General features: G+C 63.3%; 15 protein-coding genes and 1 pseudogene. 7 read left to right on the top strand and 9 right to left on the bottom strand.

What is annotated here, in order from left to right; genetic code table 11:
• Window positions 1-195: pseudogene (locus Q0K17_RS06560) on the top strand (ATP-binding protein); the annotation flags it as partial.
• 48 nt (window positions 196-243) lie between these two features.
• Here the strand turns inward: Q0K17_RS06560 and Q0K17_RS06555 are convergent.
• The 3 genes from Q0K17_RS06555 to Q0K17_RS06545 all read right to left on the bottom strand — a co-directional run bounded on the left by Q0K17_RS06555 (window position 244) and on the right by Q0K17_RS06545 (window position 4,381).
• Window positions 244-2,340 (bottom strand): dynamin family protein, encoded by a 2,097-nt coding sequence (locus Q0K17_RS06555; protein ID WP_294541150.1) that lies wholly within the window; start codon window positions 2,338-2,340, stop codon window positions 244-246.
• On the bottom strand, window positions 2,333-3,844 hold the full coding sequence (locus Q0K17_RS06550; protein ID WP_294541148.1) for a GTPase: 1,512 nt from the start codon (window positions 3,842-3,844) through the stop codon (window positions 2,333-2,335). Before Q0K17_RS06550 ends, Q0K17_RS06555 begins: the two co-directional genes overlap by 8 nt.
• Before the next feature lie 192 nt (window positions 3,845-4,036).
• Window positions 4,037-4,381, bottom strand: a complete 345-nt coding sequence (locus tag Q0K17_RS06545; RefSeq protein ID WP_294541146.1) for a helix-turn-helix domain-containing protein — start codon at window positions 4,379-4,381, stop codon at window positions 4,037-4,039.
• A gap of 126 nt (window positions 4,382-4,507) precedes the next feature.
• Between Q0K17_RS06545 and Q0K17_RS06540 the strand changes: the two genes are divergently transcribed.
• On the top strand, window positions 4,508-5,053 hold the full coding sequence (locus tag Q0K17_RS06540) for a flavodoxin family protein (protein WP_294541144.1): 546 nt from the start codon (window positions 4,508-4,510) through the stop codon (window positions 5,051-5,053).
• Window positions 5,054-5,109: 56 nt separating this feature from the next.
• On the opposite strand, the gene Q0K17_RS06535 is transcribed toward Q0K17_RS06540, so the two are convergent.
• Window positions 5,110-5,565: an Rrf2 family transcriptional regulator gene (locus Q0K17_RS06535; protein ID WP_294541141.1), complete on the bottom strand. Its 456-nt coding sequence runs from the start codon at window positions 5,563-5,565 to the stop codon at window positions 5,110-5,112.
• Between the two features lie 200 nt (window positions 5,566-5,765).
• Between Q0K17_RS06535 and Q0K17_RS06530 the strand changes: the two genes are divergently transcribed.
• Window positions 5,766-6,521: a 4Fe-4S binding protein gene (locus Q0K17_RS06530; RefSeq protein WP_294541139.1), complete on the top strand. Its 756-nt coding sequence runs from the start codon at window positions 5,766-5,768 to the stop codon at window positions 6,519-6,521.
• A 78-nt stretch (window positions 6,522-6,599) separates the two neighbouring features.
• Here Q0K17_RS06530 and Q0K17_RS06525 read toward each other — a convergent pair whose 3' ends face one another.
• The 3 genes from Q0K17_RS06525 to Q0K17_RS06515 form a co-directional block, all read right to left on the bottom strand.
• Complete coding sequence (locus tag Q0K17_RS06525; protein ID WP_294541137.1) at window positions 6,600-8,972, bottom strand: hypothetical protein; 2,373 nt, start codon at window positions 8,970-8,972, stop codon at window positions 6,600-6,602.
• Between the two features lie 72 nt (window positions 8,973-9,044).
• Window positions 9,045-9,815 (bottom strand): ATP-binding cassette domain-containing protein, encoded by a 771-nt coding sequence (locus tag Q0K17_RS06520; protein WP_294541135.1) that lies wholly within the window; start codon window positions 9,813-9,815, stop codon window positions 9,045-9,047.
• A 154-nt stretch (window positions 9,816-9,969) separates the two neighbouring features.
• A complete protein-coding gene (locus tag Q0K17_RS06515) occupies window positions 9,970-11,205 on the bottom strand; it encodes a hypothetical protein (protein WP_294541133.1) in 1,236 nt (411 codons plus the stop codon).
• A 213-nt stretch (window positions 11,206-11,418) separates the two neighbouring features.
• Here Q0K17_RS06515 and Q0K17_RS06510 point away from each other — a divergent pair, with 213 nt between their 5' ends.
• A complete protein-coding gene (locus Q0K17_RS06510; protein ID WP_294541131.1) occupies window positions 11,419-11,601 on the top strand; it encodes a hypothetical protein in 183 nt (60 codons plus the stop codon).
• A gap of 166 nt (window positions 11,602-11,767) precedes the next feature.
• Window positions 11,768-12,982, top strand: coding sequence for an NADP-dependent isocitrate dehydrogenase (locus Q0K17_RS06505; protein ID WP_294541129.1), 1,215 nt, complete (start codon window positions 11,768-11,770; stop codon window positions 12,980-12,982).
• Window positions 12,983-13,056: 74 nt separating this feature from the next.
• On the opposite strand, the gene sfsA is transcribed toward Q0K17_RS06505, so the two are convergent.
• Entirely contained in the window at window positions 13,057-13,737 is a 681-nt protein-coding gene (gene sfsA / locus Q0K17_RS06500; RefSeq protein WP_294541128.1) for a DNA/RNA nuclease SfsA, read from the bottom strand.
• An 84-nt stretch (window positions 13,738-13,821) separates the two neighbouring features.
• Between sfsA and Q0K17_RS06495 the strand changes: the two genes are divergently transcribed.
• Entirely contained in the window at window positions 13,822-14,451 is a 630-nt protein-coding gene (locus tag Q0K17_RS06495) for a DUF1643 domain-containing protein (protein ID WP_294541126.1), read from the top strand.
• A 62-nt stretch (window positions 14,452-14,513) separates the two neighbouring features.
• On the opposite strand, the gene Q0K17_RS06490 is transcribed toward Q0K17_RS06495, so the two are convergent.
• The gene (locus Q0K17_RS06490) at window positions 14,514-15,647 is read right to left on the bottom strand and encodes an ROK family transcriptional regulator (protein WP_294541124.1); all 1,134 of its coding nucleotides are present in this window, start codon (window positions 15,645-15,647) and stop codon (window positions 14,514-14,516) included.
• A 233-nt stretch (window positions 15,648-15,880) separates the two neighbouring features.
• On the opposite strand from Q0K17_RS06490, the gene xylB reads away from it, so the two are divergent.
• On the top strand, window positions 15,881-16,947 hold a 1,067-nt coding region (gene xylB, locus Q0K17_RS06485; protein ID WP_294541122.1), incomplete at its 3' end, for a xylulokinase.

Raw genomic sequence — 16,947 nt, 5'->3', positions numbered from 1 at the left:
TATCTGGCCCGTCAGTTTGAGCTGGCCGGCGGAAGCATCAAGAATGTGGCCCTCAACGCCGTTTTCCTGGCGGCGGGTACCGGCGGTCCCGTGACCATGCGCCATATCCTGGAAAGCCTCCGGGACGAAAACCTCAAAATGGGCAAGCCCATGTTGGCCCAGGATTTTGCGGAATATGCACCCCTGATGCAGTGAACAAAAACAGGCCCCGCGCCAAAAGGCGCGGGGCCTGTTTTCATAAGTTCAAGTAAAGCGGCGGGCGGTCTCCTCAAATTCCTGGCAGCGGGCCTGTTCCCGGCGGATCTCCGTCAGCTGGGTCTCCACCTGCTGCCGCTGGGCGGCAACGGGTTCCAGCAGCTGGGTGCAGAAATCCTCCTGGGCCGCCCGGACTGTGCGCACGAACCGCTGCAGGCCATCGTCCAGTTCCCGGCGGGCGGCGGTCAGCGCCTCCGCCGCGGCAGCACGGCAGCCTTCCTCCAGGGCGGTGCGGGCGGCCTCATCGCAGGCCCGGGCGGGAAACTGTGCCTGCAGGCGGGCGCGCAGCGCCTCGGTGCCCAGGGTCATGCGCGGGGTGTACAGGTGGCTCAGGGCCCGACGTACCATCTCCTGCACCTCCTCACCGGAACGGTCAGTGCCGATTTCGGCCAGGGTGTTGCGGGCATACAGCATCAGACAGTTGTGCAGGCGGGCGGTGTCGGTCATGGGGGTATAGATGCCTTCCCACAAGAGCCCGAATTCCCGGGGGAATTCTTTCAGAAAATCCAGCGTGTCCTCCACTTCCCAGTAGGAACTGGCGGTCTGGCGGACCGTGTATTCCTTGTGGCTCCGCCCCCAGGTCCAGGGCTTCCAGAGCACCGTGTCCGATACCGTCTGGGCCTGACTGTGCAGGGTCACGTCGGTGCGCTCGGCCGGGGCGGGGGATGCCTGCCCCATCTTTTCCAACGCGGTGCGGGCGTTGTGCATCAGGGTGTCCAGCGGTTCCAGATAGGCATCAAAAAGGCGGGCGGTCTGGGCCTGGATACGCCGGGTATCCTCCGCCAGACGGGCGCTCCTGTCCAGCGCCTGCTGCTCGGCCGCGTGCAGGGCCTGCCCCCGGGTACGCCGCCGCTGGCACAGCTTGGCAAGCAGGTCTTTCAGCTCCGCCTGGGCCACGGCGGCAAAACTGTCCGCTTTGCGGGCCAGGGTGGCGTCCTTCTCGGCAGCAAACCGCTCAAACTGTTGGCGGGCCTGCTCCATGCCGCCGATGCGGCGCAGCTCCTCCCGGTCAGGCGGACCGTCAAACAGGCAGGCGGCCACCGCCCGCTCGGTTTCGGTAAAATCGGCGGGGTCTTTTTCCGCCATGCGCTGCGTCATGGCGGAAACAAAAATCGGCGTCCGGCAGCCGCGGATCACTTCCAGCACCGGTGCAGGCGCGCCCCGGCGCTGCAGGGCCCGCAGTATCTCGTCCAGCTTTTGTGCGGCCCGAGTCCCCAGACGGCGGCGCACCTCCTGTGCGGAGACCGGCCCCTCGGCGGCACGGACATCGGCCAGGGCACCGTCAAAGCGGCTGCCCACCAGCAAGAGCTGCTTGACACCTTTCTGCGGCAGCTGGGCCGAAAGCAGGGCCAGGTCGGTCTCATCCAGAAAATACCCGCTGTGGCTGAGGAAGAAGGCGGCGTCGCACACCTCCAGAAATTCCCGGGTGCGCTGGGAACGGGAGAGGACCGGGTCGTTCAGTCCCGGTGTGTCCACCACCGAAACGCCCCGCAGTTCCTCCCGGCAGAGGGCCAGCGTCACGCTTTTGACAAACGGTGCCAGCGGCCCCCGCCCTCCGGCGGTGTCTTCCAACAGGTCAGCCAGCGCGTCCTCCCCGGGGCAGGAAAAGACCTGCGTGCCCAGCGCCGCACACCGGGCACGCTCTTCCTCCCGCCCTTCGGCAGCGCGCAGGATGTCCCGGGCTCCCCGGGCCGCAGGGCTTTCCAGCGGTACCGCGGCGGCCCGACGCAGCAGCTCCCAGTCCTGTTCGGTGTAGTATTCCACCGTCAGGCTGGGTTCAGGGGCATATTCCAGGCGGGTCAGCACGGCGGTCTTGGGGCTGGCCGCCTGGGGCAGCAGCCCGCGGCCGCCGAACAGCAGGGTGTTCAAAAAGGTGGACTTGCCGGCCTTGACCTGCCCGATCACCGCCAGACTGAAGGTGTGGGTATCGGCAAAAAAGTCGGCACTTTTGCGCCGGTAAGCCTCCCGCAGTTCCCGCACCGCGGCGGCTTCCTCCGGCCAGGGGGCAAGGCGGTCACACAGCTCATCCAGCGTTTTCCCAAAACGGGCAGCCCGGTCCCGGGCCTCCTGGGTGCGGTCAAACATGGCTCTGGCCCTCCTCACCGGCAAATGCCATCATCTCGTGCAGCAGTGTCAGGTCTGCCTGCAGCTCTTCCAGAGACTGGCTGCTGGCCTCGGCCTGCTCATGCTGCTGCCGGCGGGTGTCCTCCAGCGCCTTGCGCAGGGAGGCAAGCTGGTCGTACAGCGGGCGGGACAACGCTTCCCGCAGCGAAGCAAAGGCCTGCCGGCTGCCGGTTGTCAGGCAGTCCCGCACCAGCCCCTGCAGGGCGTCCAGCAGGGCGGCGGGGTCGGTGTTTCCGCCGGCAAACAGGGGACCGGTGCCGGAAAAGGCACTGTCCGGAAAGGCGTCCCGGCCGCTGTCACGGTCGGGCAGCGTCAGGCCGTACAGACTGGCCAGACGGTGCATGGCTTTTTCATAGGATTCCAGCACCGGAAAGATCCGGCTGCGCGCCTCGGCGCGGAGCACGCTCAGCAAGGTCCCGTCCGCAAAGGGAGCCGGGTCCTGCCCTGCCGCCGGCATCTCGGCCAGGGGACCGGCCAGCGGGGCCAGCGTTTCCCGGCAATGGTCGGCGGCGTCTGCCGCGGCCTGTTCCGTCAGGCGGGCCGCCCGCTCGTTCATATCGTCCACCACGCTCCGCAGACGGGCCAGACGGTCATCCAGCAGGTCAGCCTTGCGGGCCAGTTCCGGTTCCAGCAGGCGGCTGTTCTGAAGCCGCTCTTCCAGATACCGGATCAGCGGGGTGATGCCGGCTGCCAGACAGCGCCGTGCTTCGGCGGCCTGCATTTCTCCGGCCCGGACCTGCAGGGCGGCCAGAAATTCCGGCACCCCGTCCAGCCGGGATTCGGCGGTGCAGCAGACACGGCACAGGCGGGCCTGTACGCCCAGCTGTTCCTTCAGGCTGTGTTCCAGATATTCGGTGATGGCGTCCAGCTGTCCCGGGCTGAACTGGTCTGCCTTGGTCAGCACACAGAGCAGGGGCTTTTCGGTCAGCGGCAGGGTGGCCAGAAAGGCCGCCATGCTCTCGGTGATCACCGGGGCGTCGGCGCCGAATACCAGAATATAGGCGCCGGCCTGCCGGACCAGGGCGGGCAGGCCGGCATTGTGGGCGGCCGGATACGTGCCGATGCCGGGGGTGTCCAGCAGACTGATCCCGGGCAGGGACGCCAGGGCGGGCAAGGGCAGACAGGCCCGGGCCATCTCGGCACCGTCCAGGGCCGCACCGCCGCTGCGCAGCACGGTGGGGTCCGCCCGACAGGCGCGGCCGCCGCGCTGTACGGTGATCCCCTGGGTGCCGTAAAATACCTCCACAGGCAAAGAGGTCTCCTCCTGCACCGAAACCTGTACCAGCGGGGTACCCAGCAATGCGTTGAGCAGGGCGCTCTTGCCGGTGTTGAAGGCCCCCAGCAGGGCCACACGGACACGATAATCCTGCACAAGAACGGCATCATGGTCCAATTCTTCCGCAGCCAGACCGTATTTGCGGCACAAGCCGGCCGCCTGTGTCAGACGGCGCACCAGTTCCTCCACGCGTGGCACCTCCCTGCAACGGCCGAAGACCGTCGATTTGTTTCTATTATACAGGAACCCACCCGGAAAAGCCACCTTTTCCGTCTGTCTGCGGCATATTTTTGGGAAAACGGCACACCATGAACAGAACAACGCCCACCGGAACACAGGGCTCCTGTGGGCGTTGGATCCATCATCAGAACAGGCAGTGCCTTACCGTCGGTTTTTCTCTCCCCAGTCACACATCTGGTCCAGAATGGGGATCAGGGACCGGCCCCGTTCGGTAAGGCTGTACTCCACCTTGGGCGGGATCTGGGGATATTCCTCCCGGTGGATGAGCCCGTCTGCCTCCAGCTCTTTCAGGGCGGCGCTGAGAGTCTTGTAAGAGATGGTGCCGATGTACTTTTTCATCTCGTTGAACCGCACCACCCCAAAGCACATCAGGGTGTACAGGATGGTCATCTTATACTTGCCCTGGATCAGGGACAGGGTGTAGCTGAAACCGGTCCCGGCCAGATTGGCGCCAGCGATGCAGGGGCGGTATGCCTGGTTTTCCATGATGACACTCTCCTTTGGGTAAGTATTGCACCTGAATGTGCGTACTTGTCAAAATTCCTGTTCTTGCTATGATTGTAATCAAAGAACCTGCAGGCGTCAATCCCATCAGAAACAGGAGGAATCCCCATGAGCAAAAAAGTCCTTGTGATCACCGGCAGTCCCCGCAAAAACGGGAACAGTTTTGCCATGACCGAAAGTTTTATCCGGGCCGCCGAAGCAAAAGGCCACACGGTGACCCGGTTCGACGCCGCCATGATGCAGGTGGGCGGCTGCCGCGCCTGCGAGACCTGTTACAAGACCGGCAAGCCCTGCTCCTTTGACGACGATTTCAACCGCATCGCACCGGCGGTGCTGGAAGCGGATGTGCTGGTTTTCACCATGCCGGTGTACTGGTACTCCATTCCCGCCCAGATCAAGGCGGTCATTGACCGGCTGTACTCTCTGGTGGTGGGCGGCAAGGACATCACCGGCAAGGAATGTGCCCTCATCGCCTGCTGCGAGGAGGAAGACCCCACCGTGCTGGACGGGGTGCGCATCCCCATGGAGCGCACCGCGGCCCTGAACAAGTGGACCATGGCAGGCGAAGTCCTGGTACCCGGCGTGCTCAACCCCGGTGACATCCACAAGACCGACGGCTGCCGTCAGGCCGCCGAACTGGCGGACAAAATCTGAATCCCGCAAAAAAGGCCGGTGCCCGGAAAAGGGCGCCGGCCTTTTTGTATCGCTGTTCACTGGGCATCGGGCTGGGGGGCCTGACCCGCCAGCTGTTCAAAGTCCTGGATCATGGAAGCCAGGGTGATGTCCCGCATGGTATCGGCAATGGCCTGCTCCACCCGGTGATAGGGCTTTTGCAGCACGGCCCGGATGTTCTGCGCCACGGGGCAGGACCGTCCCTGGCAGGGGTGGATGCCGATGAGGGAGGTCAGACCCCGGGGCTCCAGGGCCATATAGATCTGGTACAGGGTGATGTCTTCCGGCGGGCGGCACAGCTGCGCGCCGCCCTGTCCGCGCTCCACCGTGATCAGGCCGGCCTTCTTCAGGGCACTGAGCAGGTTGCGGATGATGACCGGATTGCATCCGGTGCTCTGGGCCAGCAGGGGACTGGTCACGCGGACCTTGTCCCGGGCTTCCCACATAAAGATCAGACAGTGGATGGCCACCGAACATTTCATGCTGAGCTGCATGGCTGCTTCCTTTCCGGGCAAAAAGCCGGCTGTACATGTAAATCTTGACGTTACATGTCCGACGTGCTATAGTGACGTTGGATGTAATGCGATTCTTTACACCTATTGTACCCGGTTCGGACCCAAAACACAAGCCCCGGCTGCAGCGGGGGCGTTCCGGGTAAGGGGATTCCGCGGCTTATGCATGGGAGGTTTGCGCAATGAAAACATACGAAATTTTTTTCAGCCCCACCGGCGGGACAAAACGGGTGGCGGACTGTGTGGCAGCGGCTTTGTCCGAAGCCCCGGTCCCGGTGGACCTGACGGTCCGTGCCCCTGCGTCTCTCTGCCTGACCGAAGAGGATCTGGCCATTCTGGCAGTGCCCTCCTACGGCGGGCGGGTGCCTGCTCTGGCTGCCGAACGGCTGGCGGGGCTGCCCGGGCACGGTGCCCGGGCGGTGCTGGTCTGCGTTTACGGCAACCGTGCCTATGAAGATACCCTGGCAGAACTGCAGGACCTGGCGGAAAAGGCCGGATTCCGGGTAACGGCAGGCATTGCAGCGGTGGCGGAGCATTCCATCGCACGGCAGTATGGGGCGGGCCGCCCCGACGCCGACGACTGTCGGCAGCTGACGGATTTTGCCCGCCAGATCGCCCGGAAACTGGCCGAAGGCCCAAACACCGTGCCCGCTCTGCCCGGAAACCGCCCTTACAAAAAGGCGGGCGGCGCCGGACTGGTGCCCAAACCCACCGCGGCCTGCACGGCCTGCGGTGTCTGTGCCCGGGAGTGCCCTGCCCGGGCCATCGACCCGCAGAACCCCAAAAAGGTGGATGGCAAGGCCTGCATCTCCTGCATGCGCTGCATTTCGGTCTGCCCGCAGCATGCCCGCAAGGCCAACGGCCTGATGCTGGCGCTGGTGGGGGCGGCATTGAAAAAGCCCTGTGCCGGCCGCAAGGAAAACGAACTTTTTGTGTGACAGCGGTGTATCCCGTACCAAAAAAGACCGCCTGCCGGAAACTGCCTTCCGGCGGGCGGTCTTTCTGTATGGGACGGGTCACAGGGCGGACGCAAGTCCCTTGTGTTCATAGCGGAAATCCAGATCGGCCATCAGGCCGGCGCCCACCGCTGCGGCGGCGCCCAGCAGCACCGGTGCCAGCCAGCCGTAGGGAAGGGACAGCAGGGCGGCGGCATGGAACAGCGGCCAGAAGCCCAGCCACTCAATGCCGCCGGCCATGCCGGAAAGACACAGCAGCGCCGGCAGGCAATACCCCACCGCGCTGACGAACAAAGCGGGAAGCAGGCTGCCCAACCGCTGTCCCAGCCAAAGGGTGAGGCAGCCCATGCACAGGCAGGCCGCCACCCGGCAGAGAAACCAGAACAGCAGCACATCGGACAGGGTAAAGATGGCCGGCAGACCGGCAAATTCCGAAAGGCTGAGGGCCGGAGCGAACAGGACGGGCAATCCGTAGTCCCGCAGTACCTGGATCAGGTGGGGCAGACTGGTGATGGCGGCGATCAGCACCGCCGCCGCGGCGCTGACAGCCATCTTGGCCAGTACCGTGCGTCTGCGGCCCAACGGCGTGGTGCACAGGATCTCCTCCATGCCGCCCTTGCGCTCCATGGCGAACAGTCCGGAAAAGCACAAGGCGCACAGAAGCCCCGCATACAGGGTGTCCTGCACGTCCGCCGTGCCGCTGAATCCGAACAGTTCCCGGTAGCCGCTTTCATACACCAGCCACGCCCGGGGATGTTGGTTCAGATAGTAGTTGATGTTCTGGCTGATGATTTTCTGGTATACGCTGTATTTCTGCTGCAGGGCGGAATAAGCCAGCAGTGCATCGGCACTCAGTTCCCCGGCCGCCACCTTTTTCTGTACTTCCAGCATGGGGGCAAATTCTTCTCCCTGCTGTTCCAGCCAGGTCCTGGTCTGCTGGGTATAGGGACCGGAGATCTCCTTCATGTACCAGGCATAATAAATTTCGTCGGCGCCGAGATAACTCTCGGCCGTCACACCCTGCCAGACGGCAAACCCCGTGAACATCGCCAGAAAGACCGCTGCTCCGTTCATGACCAGCAGCTTCCGGCTCTCTTCCCGCAGGATGCCGGTGGCCCGGGTCCTGCGCTGCCGGACCAGCACAAATCCCCGTCTGGGAGCGGGAAGCAGCGGGGCTTTGGCAAAAACGGCGCAGAAAGCCGACGCAAACCCCACGCCCCACACCAGGGCGGCGGTCCATTCCACCAGCGGCAGCCCGACGGGGGTGCCGAACCAGTAAAGGCTGCGGTAGTTGCCCAGCAGTTCGTTGGTCTGCAGCAGACTGGCCAGGTTGGCGTATTTCACCACGTTCAGCCGGCTGGTGGCAGGAATGGCCGCCCGGATGCCATACATGGCCAGAGGCATGGCCAGGGCGCTCACCCAGCCCAGGGCGGCCCGACGGGCCAGCAGGGCTGCCAGCATGACCCAAAGCCCCATCACAAAAGCCCCGGCCCACTTGGCCAGCAGAAACCGGAAGAGATACCGCCCCACCGTGATCTGCATGGTGCAGCGCAGAAGAGCGGGTACGCTCTGGATGGTGCGGGTCAGGGGCCCCAGCCCGAAGGATGCCCCGCAGTAGGCCAGATTCACCCCGTACAGCAGCATCAGCACCGCCAGAAGGCTCAGGGCAAAGGCGCCCAGCTTGGCCAGGGCAGTCTGCAGACGCCCACCCGGCAGACTGCGAACCAGGGCCAGCAGGCCGCTGTCCCGCTCCTGTCGCACCAGCAGCAGGGCCAGCAACAGCATGGCTGCCAGCAGAATCAGGTCGGTAAAGGCATAGGAAAGGGCGGTGTACAGCCCTTTCTGCGGGTAATAATCGATGGCAATGTCCTGCAGTCCCGCATAGACCCGGGCCGTGAGCCGGATATTTTTCAGGTCGTAGCCGGTGGAATCCTTCTGAAAGATGGAGATGCCCGCCAGCTGGGTGGCCTTGGTCTGTACGCTGTCCAGGAACGTTCCGTATCCGGCCACTGTGTCGTATTCCTTGCACAGCTGGCTGAACAACTGGCACTCCAGAGTTAGAGTGTCCGTATACAAACTGTAATTTTTGCTTTTGTATTCCTCTTCGTAATCGTCAAACAGGGCGGCATTTTCCTGCCGGTAGGTCTGCAGATAGGGGCTGCCTCCGTAGGCCAGCTGCCGGTAATAGTTATCAATGCGCAGAAGGCTTTCGTATGCGGTGGCCTTGTCATGGAGAAAGGCACCTTTCTCCTCCATGGTCATCCCTTCCATGGCAGCACCCACGGCTTTGTAGGCCGCGGCGGGGGGCTGACTGGCGGTGGGACGGGTGCCCATCCAGAGCAACAGCAGATTGGCGGCGGCCAGGACAGCCAGCAAAAGGGGAAAGATCCGGCTGCCCCATACCTTGCGCAGCTCGGCAAAAAGCAGACTCATCCTGTTCCTCCTTTGCCTGAAATATAGGGGAAAGGCCGGCCGCTTTGCCGGTCTGCCCGCTGTCAGGAAAACTTATTTCCCGTCCTCCTCGCCGAACACCTGCAGGTACACATCCTCCAGCCCATGGCCGGGGGCATATTTTTCAATGAGGTCCGGTACCGGGGCGGCGTCCACGATCTGCCCTGCCCGCAGCAGGATCACCCGGGTGGCCACCGTCTCCACATCGCTGACCACATGGGTGGCCACCAGGATGATGCGCTCGGCGGCCATGGCGGCCAGCAGCTCCCGCAGCCGGACCCGCTCCTTGGGGTCCAGTCCGGCGGTGGGCTCGTCCAGAATCAGCAGTTTGGGGTCTCCCAGCAGGGCAGACCCCAGCAGCAGCCGCTGCTTCATGCCGCCGGAATAGGCCGAAAGCCGTTTGCCCAGTTCCCCGGTCAGATTCACCGCCGCCGCCACCCGGTCCACCTCGGCGGCGGTATCAGCGCGGCGGATCTCCTTCAGCGCGGCCATGTAGGCCAGGAACCGCCGTCCGGTGTAGCTGTCGTACAATCCCTGCTGCTGGGGCATGTAGCCCAGTACCCGGCGGAAGGCCATGCCCCGGGCGGGGCGGCCGTCCCACAGCACCCGGCCGGAATCCGCCGCCAGGGTGCCGGTGATGATGTGGATCAGCGTGCTCTTGCCGGCTCCGTTGGGGCCCAGAAGGCCGTACAGCCCCGGGCCCAGGGACAGGGACACGCCGGCCAGGGCCTGTTTGGCTTTGGGAGTGCCATCACCCCGCCGCTTGAACAGCGGGGCGGGCAGGGGATAGCTCTTGCGCAGGGAATCCAGTACAAGTGTGGGCATAGGCGGGCCTTCCTGTGATAAAGTGGTGTACTTACAGCATGCAGGATGGTTGTGTCAAAACCATTTCGGAGCCATCCCGTTCGGAAAAACATCGGTGGCGTTGTGCGCCGGGGCCGGACGGCTTTCTCCCCGATCCGGGATGCTGCCGCAGCGGTCAGAAAAGTTCCGTGAAAAGTTCCAGCGCCGCTTCGCTGTCCGACGCGGTCAGCTGCTCCTCGGAAACCAGGGCATATTGGAAATCCAGGGAAGCCTGCAGGCTGTCATCCGCAGACAGGCGCACAAACAGGGCATCGCCGCAGCGGCCCAGCACGGTCAGGGAACGCTCCCGGGAAAGGGGGACCGGCGCTATGGTCCCGTCGGCCAGATCCAGCCGGTACAGGCAGGCTTCGCCCTCCGTCCCGTTTTCCGGTGCGGTGAACCAGAGGGCGGCATCATCGGCGTACTGCACCACGGTCACCGAGGGGAGGAACCGGTCATCCCGGGCCAGCTCGGTGAGCTGACCGTCGCCGGAAAAGGCGCAGAGCCGGTGGTCGTCGGTGATGCAGTACAGGGTGTCGTCCACAGCGGATTCCAGGGCCGTCCCCTGCTGCCATTCATACAGCGGGGCGGTGCTGCCGTCGCGGGGATCCGCCAGCAGCAGGGTGTGGGTCTGGTCAGCCAGCTGTTCCGCCGTATCCTGCGCCTGGGTGTTGCGCCGGATCTCTTTCAGCACCAGAAAATGATCCCGGCACCCTGTCAGGAAGGAATAGGTGCCATCCGACATGGATTCGCTCCACAGGACCGTACAGCTGCCGTCCGTCAGGTCGATCCGCACAAGGTCCTGGCTGCCTTCCTGCCCGCTGTCCACGCTGGTGGACAGAAGGTACACCGCGCCCTCATCCATGCAGAATCCGTCCCCGGGGGTCTCGTTGGAGGCAAATTCATACAGTACCCGGCGGTTGCTGCCGTCCAGGTTGGCGGTCTCGATGCGGGCCGGCGCGTTCAGGTAACAGAACGCCAGCTGCTCCCCGTTGGTCAGCAGACGGGGAATGTTTTCCCCGAACCAGGCGGGGCAGGTCTCGTCGTGGTGTTCGCAGTTGGGCTGGGCACACACCGGCACCGCCTGCCGGGAAGCGTAGTCGTAAAAGACCAGCAGTCCGGTCCAGTCGTCGTAGGTGCGGATGGTGTAAAATCCGTCCGCTGTCTGCGCTCCGCCGGGGCGGGAATACAGCAGGTCGTTGTCCGGGGAGCCTGCCGCATTGTGGGTCTGCGCCGGTTCGGACACGGCGGGGGGCAGGGAATCCGTCTGCGGGGCGAGGGCGGACGGTTCGGCGCTTTCCGCAGGGCCGCAGCCCGCCGCCAGACACAGCAGACAGAGGGCAGCGGACAGGAAAATCCATTTTCTGGGCATGGCAATCTCCTTTTCGGTCGTCGGATGGGAACATGAGGGCATCAGAACAGGAATGATTTGTTTTATTTTAACACATCGGCGCGCCGGACAGTACCCATATCCGACGCCGGAAAGAAAAAAATCCCCACTGCCCAATGACAGACCGCCTTTTTCTATGGTATACTTTTGACAGAAAGAACCGGGACTTTCCGGCACAAGCGGAGGTGGACAGCTGTGAAAAAGAAACTTTGTCTGGCCCTTCTGGTGTTTGCGGTGATGACGCTGTTCCTGCGGGGCATCCCCTATGTGGCGGCGGGCATCGCGGCCCGCGGGGGGTGGGGGGTCAATTACGGCTCGGTGGTGTTTCCGATCCTGCTGGGCGCTCTGGCCCTTTACCTGTACCGGAAACAGGGATAAAGGCGGCGGCTTCCGCGCCCTTTTGGCTTGCGCAATCCCGCCCCACGCATTATAATTGGATATATCGGAAAAAACAGCCTTTGCCATATCCGGGCTGCAGAACCCGGAATCAGTAACGGATCAGGGGGCAGGCCCCTGCGGTCCGACAGAAATGAGGAAAGTGCCAATGGAAAAAATCAAGATGACCACTCCCCTGGTGGAGATGGACGGCGACGAGATGACCCGCATCCTGTGGAAGCAGATCAAGGACGAAGTCATTCTGCCTTTCGTGGACCTGAAGACCGAATACTATGACCTGGGTCTGGTCCACCGGGAGGAGACCAAGGACCAGGTGACGGTGGATGCCGCCAACGCCAACAAGAAGTACGGCGTGGCCGTCAAGTGTGCCACCATCACCCCCAACGCCCAGCGGGTGCAGGAATATAACCTGACCCAGATGTGGAAGAGCCCCAACGGCACCATCCGTGCCATTCTGGGCGGAACCGTCTTCCGCGCGCCCATCATGGTCAAGGGCATCTCTCCGGTGGTCCGCACCTGGCAGAAGCCCATCACCATCGCCCGTCATGCCTTCGGTGACGTCTACCGTGCCACCGAATACCGGGTCCCCGGCCCGGGCAAGGCGGAACTGGTCTTCACCGGTGCGGACGGCACCACCTTCCGGGAGACCATCAACGATTTTGACGGCGCCGGCGTGATCCAGGGCCAGTTCAACAAGGACAGCTCCATCACCTCCTTCGCCCGTTCCTGCTTCCAGTTTGCCGTGGACACCAAGCAGGACCTGTGGTTCTCCACCAAGGATACCATCTCCAAGAAGTACGACCACACCTTCAAGGACATCTTCCAGGAGATCTACGACGCCGAATACAAGGACAAGTTCGAGGCTTTGGGCATCGAATATTTCTACACCCTCATCGACGACGCCGTGGCCCGCGTCATCCGCTCCAAGGGCGGCTTCATCTGGGCCTGCAAGAACTACGACGGCGACGTGATGAGCGACATGGTTTCCACCGCCTTCGGTTCCCTGGCCATGATGACCTCGGTGCTGGTCTCTCCCGACGGCAACTATGAGTATGAGGCCGCCCACGGCACCGTCACCCGCCACTATTACAAGTACCTGAAGGGGGAGGAAACCTCCACCAACCCGGTGGCCACCCTCTTTGCCTGGTCCGGCGCCCTGCGCAAGCGCGGCGAGCTGGACGGCATCGACGCCCTGGGCAAGTTCGCCGATGTGCTGGAAAAGGCCACTATCGACACCATCGAGTCCGGCGTCATGACCGGCGACCTGTGCGCCATGTGGGAAGGACAGACCCCGGCCCGCAAGGTCACTTCCCTGGAATTCCTCAAGGAGATCCGCGCCCGGATGGAACAGGCTCTGGCCTGATTTCCTGACGAAAAATACAGACAGCCGCACCCCTTCAAACGGGATGCGGCTGTTTTTGGTATCCGGCCGGCAGTTCACAGACGTACCGGCACCGGTTTTGTGATGGTCAGGCTGTCCGGGGTGACGGCGCATTCCATGGCCAGCACCTCCACCCCGGCTGCGGCGGCTCGGCGCAGCGCCTCCCCGAAAGCCGGGTGGGTGGCATCGTTGGGGGCAAAATCCACCATGCCGCTCATCTGCAAAACAAAGCAGACGGTGGCCTCGTACCCCTCGGCGCGGCAGCGGACCAGTTCCTCCAGATGTTTGATCCCCCGCAGGGTGGGCGCATCGGGAAAGCGGGCGTGGCCGTTTTCTTCCAGGGTGACCCCCTTCACCTCCGCAAATCCTTTGCGGTCCCCGGCTTCCCAGTAAAAGTCAAAGCGGGAATTGCCCCACACCTTTTCGGGGCGCAGCAGGGTCAGACCGGGCCGGAACTGTCCGGCCCCGGCCCATTCCCCGAACACCCGGTTGGTGGCCTGGGAATCCATGTTCACCAGCAAAGGCCCTTTCTGCACCGCGATCAGGTCATACCGGGTCTTGCGGTGCGGGCTGCGGCCCTCCTCCAGGTAGACAGCGGCACCCGGCAGCAGCAGTTCCCGGCAGCGGCCGGTGTTCTTCACATGGACCACTTCCTCGGCGCCGTCCACCAGTACATGGGCGATGAACCGGTTGGGCCGCGACAAAAAACGTCCTTCTTTTACGGCTTGGTATTGCATTGTTTCTCTCCTGCCTGTATCCTGATAGGGTGAGTATAGCATCGGGCGGCGGCGTGTGCAAGCCGCCCCCAAGGAGGTCTTTTCATGCACATTCCCACACAGGACACCGCCCGGCAGCCCATCCGGCCCTTTGCCCAGGCCCTGGCCGAAGCCCGCCTGCCCCATGAGGACTACGATGTGAGCCGCTGGCTCTATGTTCCCAGTATGTACTGTGATTACCGTTATATCCTGGGCACCGCCGGTCAAAAGCCCCTGATCTGCGTGGGCATCAATCCGTCCACCGCCGCGCCCAACGATCTGGACAACACCCTCAAATCGGTGGAGCGCATCGCGCTGGGCAACGGATACGACAGCTTCATCATGTTCAACGTCTATGCCCAGCGGGCCACCCGCCCCGACGACATGGAAAAGGAATGCAACCCCGTCTTGCACCGGGAGAACATGGCCGCCTTCCGCTGGGCCCTGGAACAGACCCGGACCGGTGCGCCCGCCGTGTGGGCCGCCTGGGGCACCATCATCGAAAAGCGCCCCTACCTGGCGGCCTGCCTGCGGGATATGATCGCCATCGGGGAGGAACTGGGGGCCCGCTGGTATTCCGCCGGGGCCCGCTCCAAAAAGGGGCACCCCCATCATCCCCTGTACCTGCGCAAGGACTGCACCCTGGATGACTTTGACGTGGCAGCCTACCTGGAACAAAGCCTGCCCCTCCTTTGATACCGAACCGAAAAACGCCGCCGCAGTGCCCGGAGCCTGCGGCGGCGTTTTGTATGGAGCGATCACAATTGTTCCAGAAACCGGTTGATGAAATTCAGCGCCACACCCAGGGAAGCGGCATGCTTGGGGTAATGGCACAGGTGCACATAGCCGGCGTCCTCGTCAAAGGGGTCAAGGGCCGCGGTCAGCCGGCGCAGTTCAGGCAGATAAGGCGGCAGATACTGGGCCAGATAGCCTCCCAGGACGATGTTGCAGTCCAGGGTCATGCGGATGATGCACAGCCCCTGGGCCAGATGCTGCAGGTATTCCTGCCACAGGGTCACATACGCCGCATTGCCTTCTTCCAGACCCGCAAAGAACTGTTCCACCGTGATGCCCAGGTCGGAGGAGATGCGGGCGGAGGAACAATAGGCTTCCAGGCAGCCCTGCTTGCCGCACTGGCAGCGCAGCCCTCCCGGCTGCACGCAGATGTGCCCGAACTCGCCGCTGCGGCCATTCTGCCCGGTATAGGGGGCCCCGTTCATGAGCACCGCACCGCCCACGCCCCCTTCCAGGGACAGGTAGGCCATGCTGTCGGTCTCTTTGCGGGCAAACCATTCCGCATAGCCGCCGCTGGTGGCGTCGTTGCGGAAAAGGGTGGGGTAGGGGATGGCATCGGTCAGCGGCTGCAGGTCGGCGTTCTGCAGATGCATGGTGGGGGCGGCCAGAATGCGGGTGCCTTCTGCGTTGAGAATGGCGGGCAGCGCCACCCCCACGCCCAGCAGCTTGTCCCGGTTCAGGCCGAAATCTGTCAGAAAGGCCTCCAGCTCTGCCACCAGATACCGCCCCAGTTCTTCCAGTCCGGCGGTGCGGGGATGGCTGCTCTTGCGGTAGGCGATCTCTTCCAGCCGCAGGTTGGCGGCCAGCATGCGGAAGTGATCGCCCGAAACCGATACCCCCACCGCAAACCGGGCATTTTCCGCCACGGTCAGGCGCAGGGCCCGCCGCCCGCCGGTGGAAGCGCTCATCCCGTCGGGGCGCACCAGCTCCGCACGCAGCAGTTCGGTGAGATTCTGGTGCACGGTGGGCAGGCTCATGGCCAGGTCTTCGGCAATCTCCTGCTTGGAACGTCCGCCCGGGGCATCATACAGATACCGATAGATGCTGTTTCTGGTAAGACGGCGGCGTTCGGTGGCCGTCTCGTGGAGCTTTTCCATAAAAATTCCTCTTTGCCTTTTGTAAATGTTCTTGGCAGAATTACTGTTTCTTTCATCCTAGCGGAGCCGGCGCAAAAAGTCAACAAAAGTTGCTCATTTGTCGATAAGCCACAGAAAATCCCCCTATCTTTTGTGGATTCTGGCGGTTGACAGGGGAACGCGGGCAGGGTATGATGTAAAAAGAACTTCCATAAAATTACTTTACTAAAGCATCAGGGAAAGGTGGAATTTCCATGTTGTATATCGGTGTGGACCTGGGGACCTCTGCCTGCAAATTCCTGCTGGTGGATGAAGCCGGCAAGGTCTGCCATCAGGTCACCCGGGACTACCCGCTGCACATGCCCCACACCGGATGGAGTGAGCAGGATCCCGCCGCCTGGTGGCAGGCCTGTCTGGACGGCATCCCCGCCCTGCTGCAGGAGGTTGATCCGGCCCAGGTGCAGGGCATCGGTGTGGGCGGCCAGATGCACGGTCTGGTGGCGCTGGATGAGGCAGGGCAGGTCATCCGTCCGGCCATTCTCTGGAACGACAGCCGCACCGCCAAGGAGACCGATTACCTGAACAATGTGGTGGGGCGGGAAACCTTGAGCCGCTACACCGGCAACATTGCCTTTGCGGGGTTCACGGCGCCCAAGATCCTGTGGATGGAGGAGAACGAGCCCGAACTGCATGCCCGCATCCGCAAGATCATGCTGCCCAAGGATTATCTTGTCTGGCGCATGACCGGCGTGCATGCCACCGATTACTCCGACGCCTCCGGCATGCTGCTCCTGGATGTGGAGCACAAGTGCTGGAGCGAGGAGATGTGCGAGGTCTGCGGCGTGGATCCCTCCTGGCTGGCCAGACTGTACGAAAGCTGGGAATTTGTGGGCTGTCTGCTGCCGGAAGTGGCTGCCGCCCTGGGCCTGCCGGAGACCGTGAAGGTGTGCGCGGGCGCAGGGGACAATGCCGCCGCGGCCGTAGGCACCGGCACGGTGGGGGACGGGCGCTGCAATATCAGCCTGGGCACCTCCGGCACGGTCTTCATCAGCAGCCGGACCTTTGGGGTGGATGCCACCAACGGTCTGCACGCCTTTGCCCATGCGGACGGCGGCTGGCACCTGATGGGCTGCATGCTTTCCGCCGCTTCCTGCAACAAATGGTGGATGGAGGACATCCTAAAAGTCACCGATCGGGACTATCCCGCCGAACAGGCTCCCATCACGGCCGACAGGCTGGGGCACAACCCGGTCTTCTTCCTGCCCTATCTCATGGGCGAGCGCAGCCCCATCAACGATACCGACGCCCGGGGCACCTTCCT

The sequence above is a fragment of the uncultured Gemmiger sp. genome (genome assembly GCA_944388105.1).
Classification (GTDB): Bacteria; Bacillota; Clostridia; order Oscillospirales; family Ruminococcaceae; genus Gemmiger.
The sequence above is the reverse complement of the archived record's forward strand: the minus strand, read 5'-3'. Positions and strand labels throughout refer to the sequence as shown.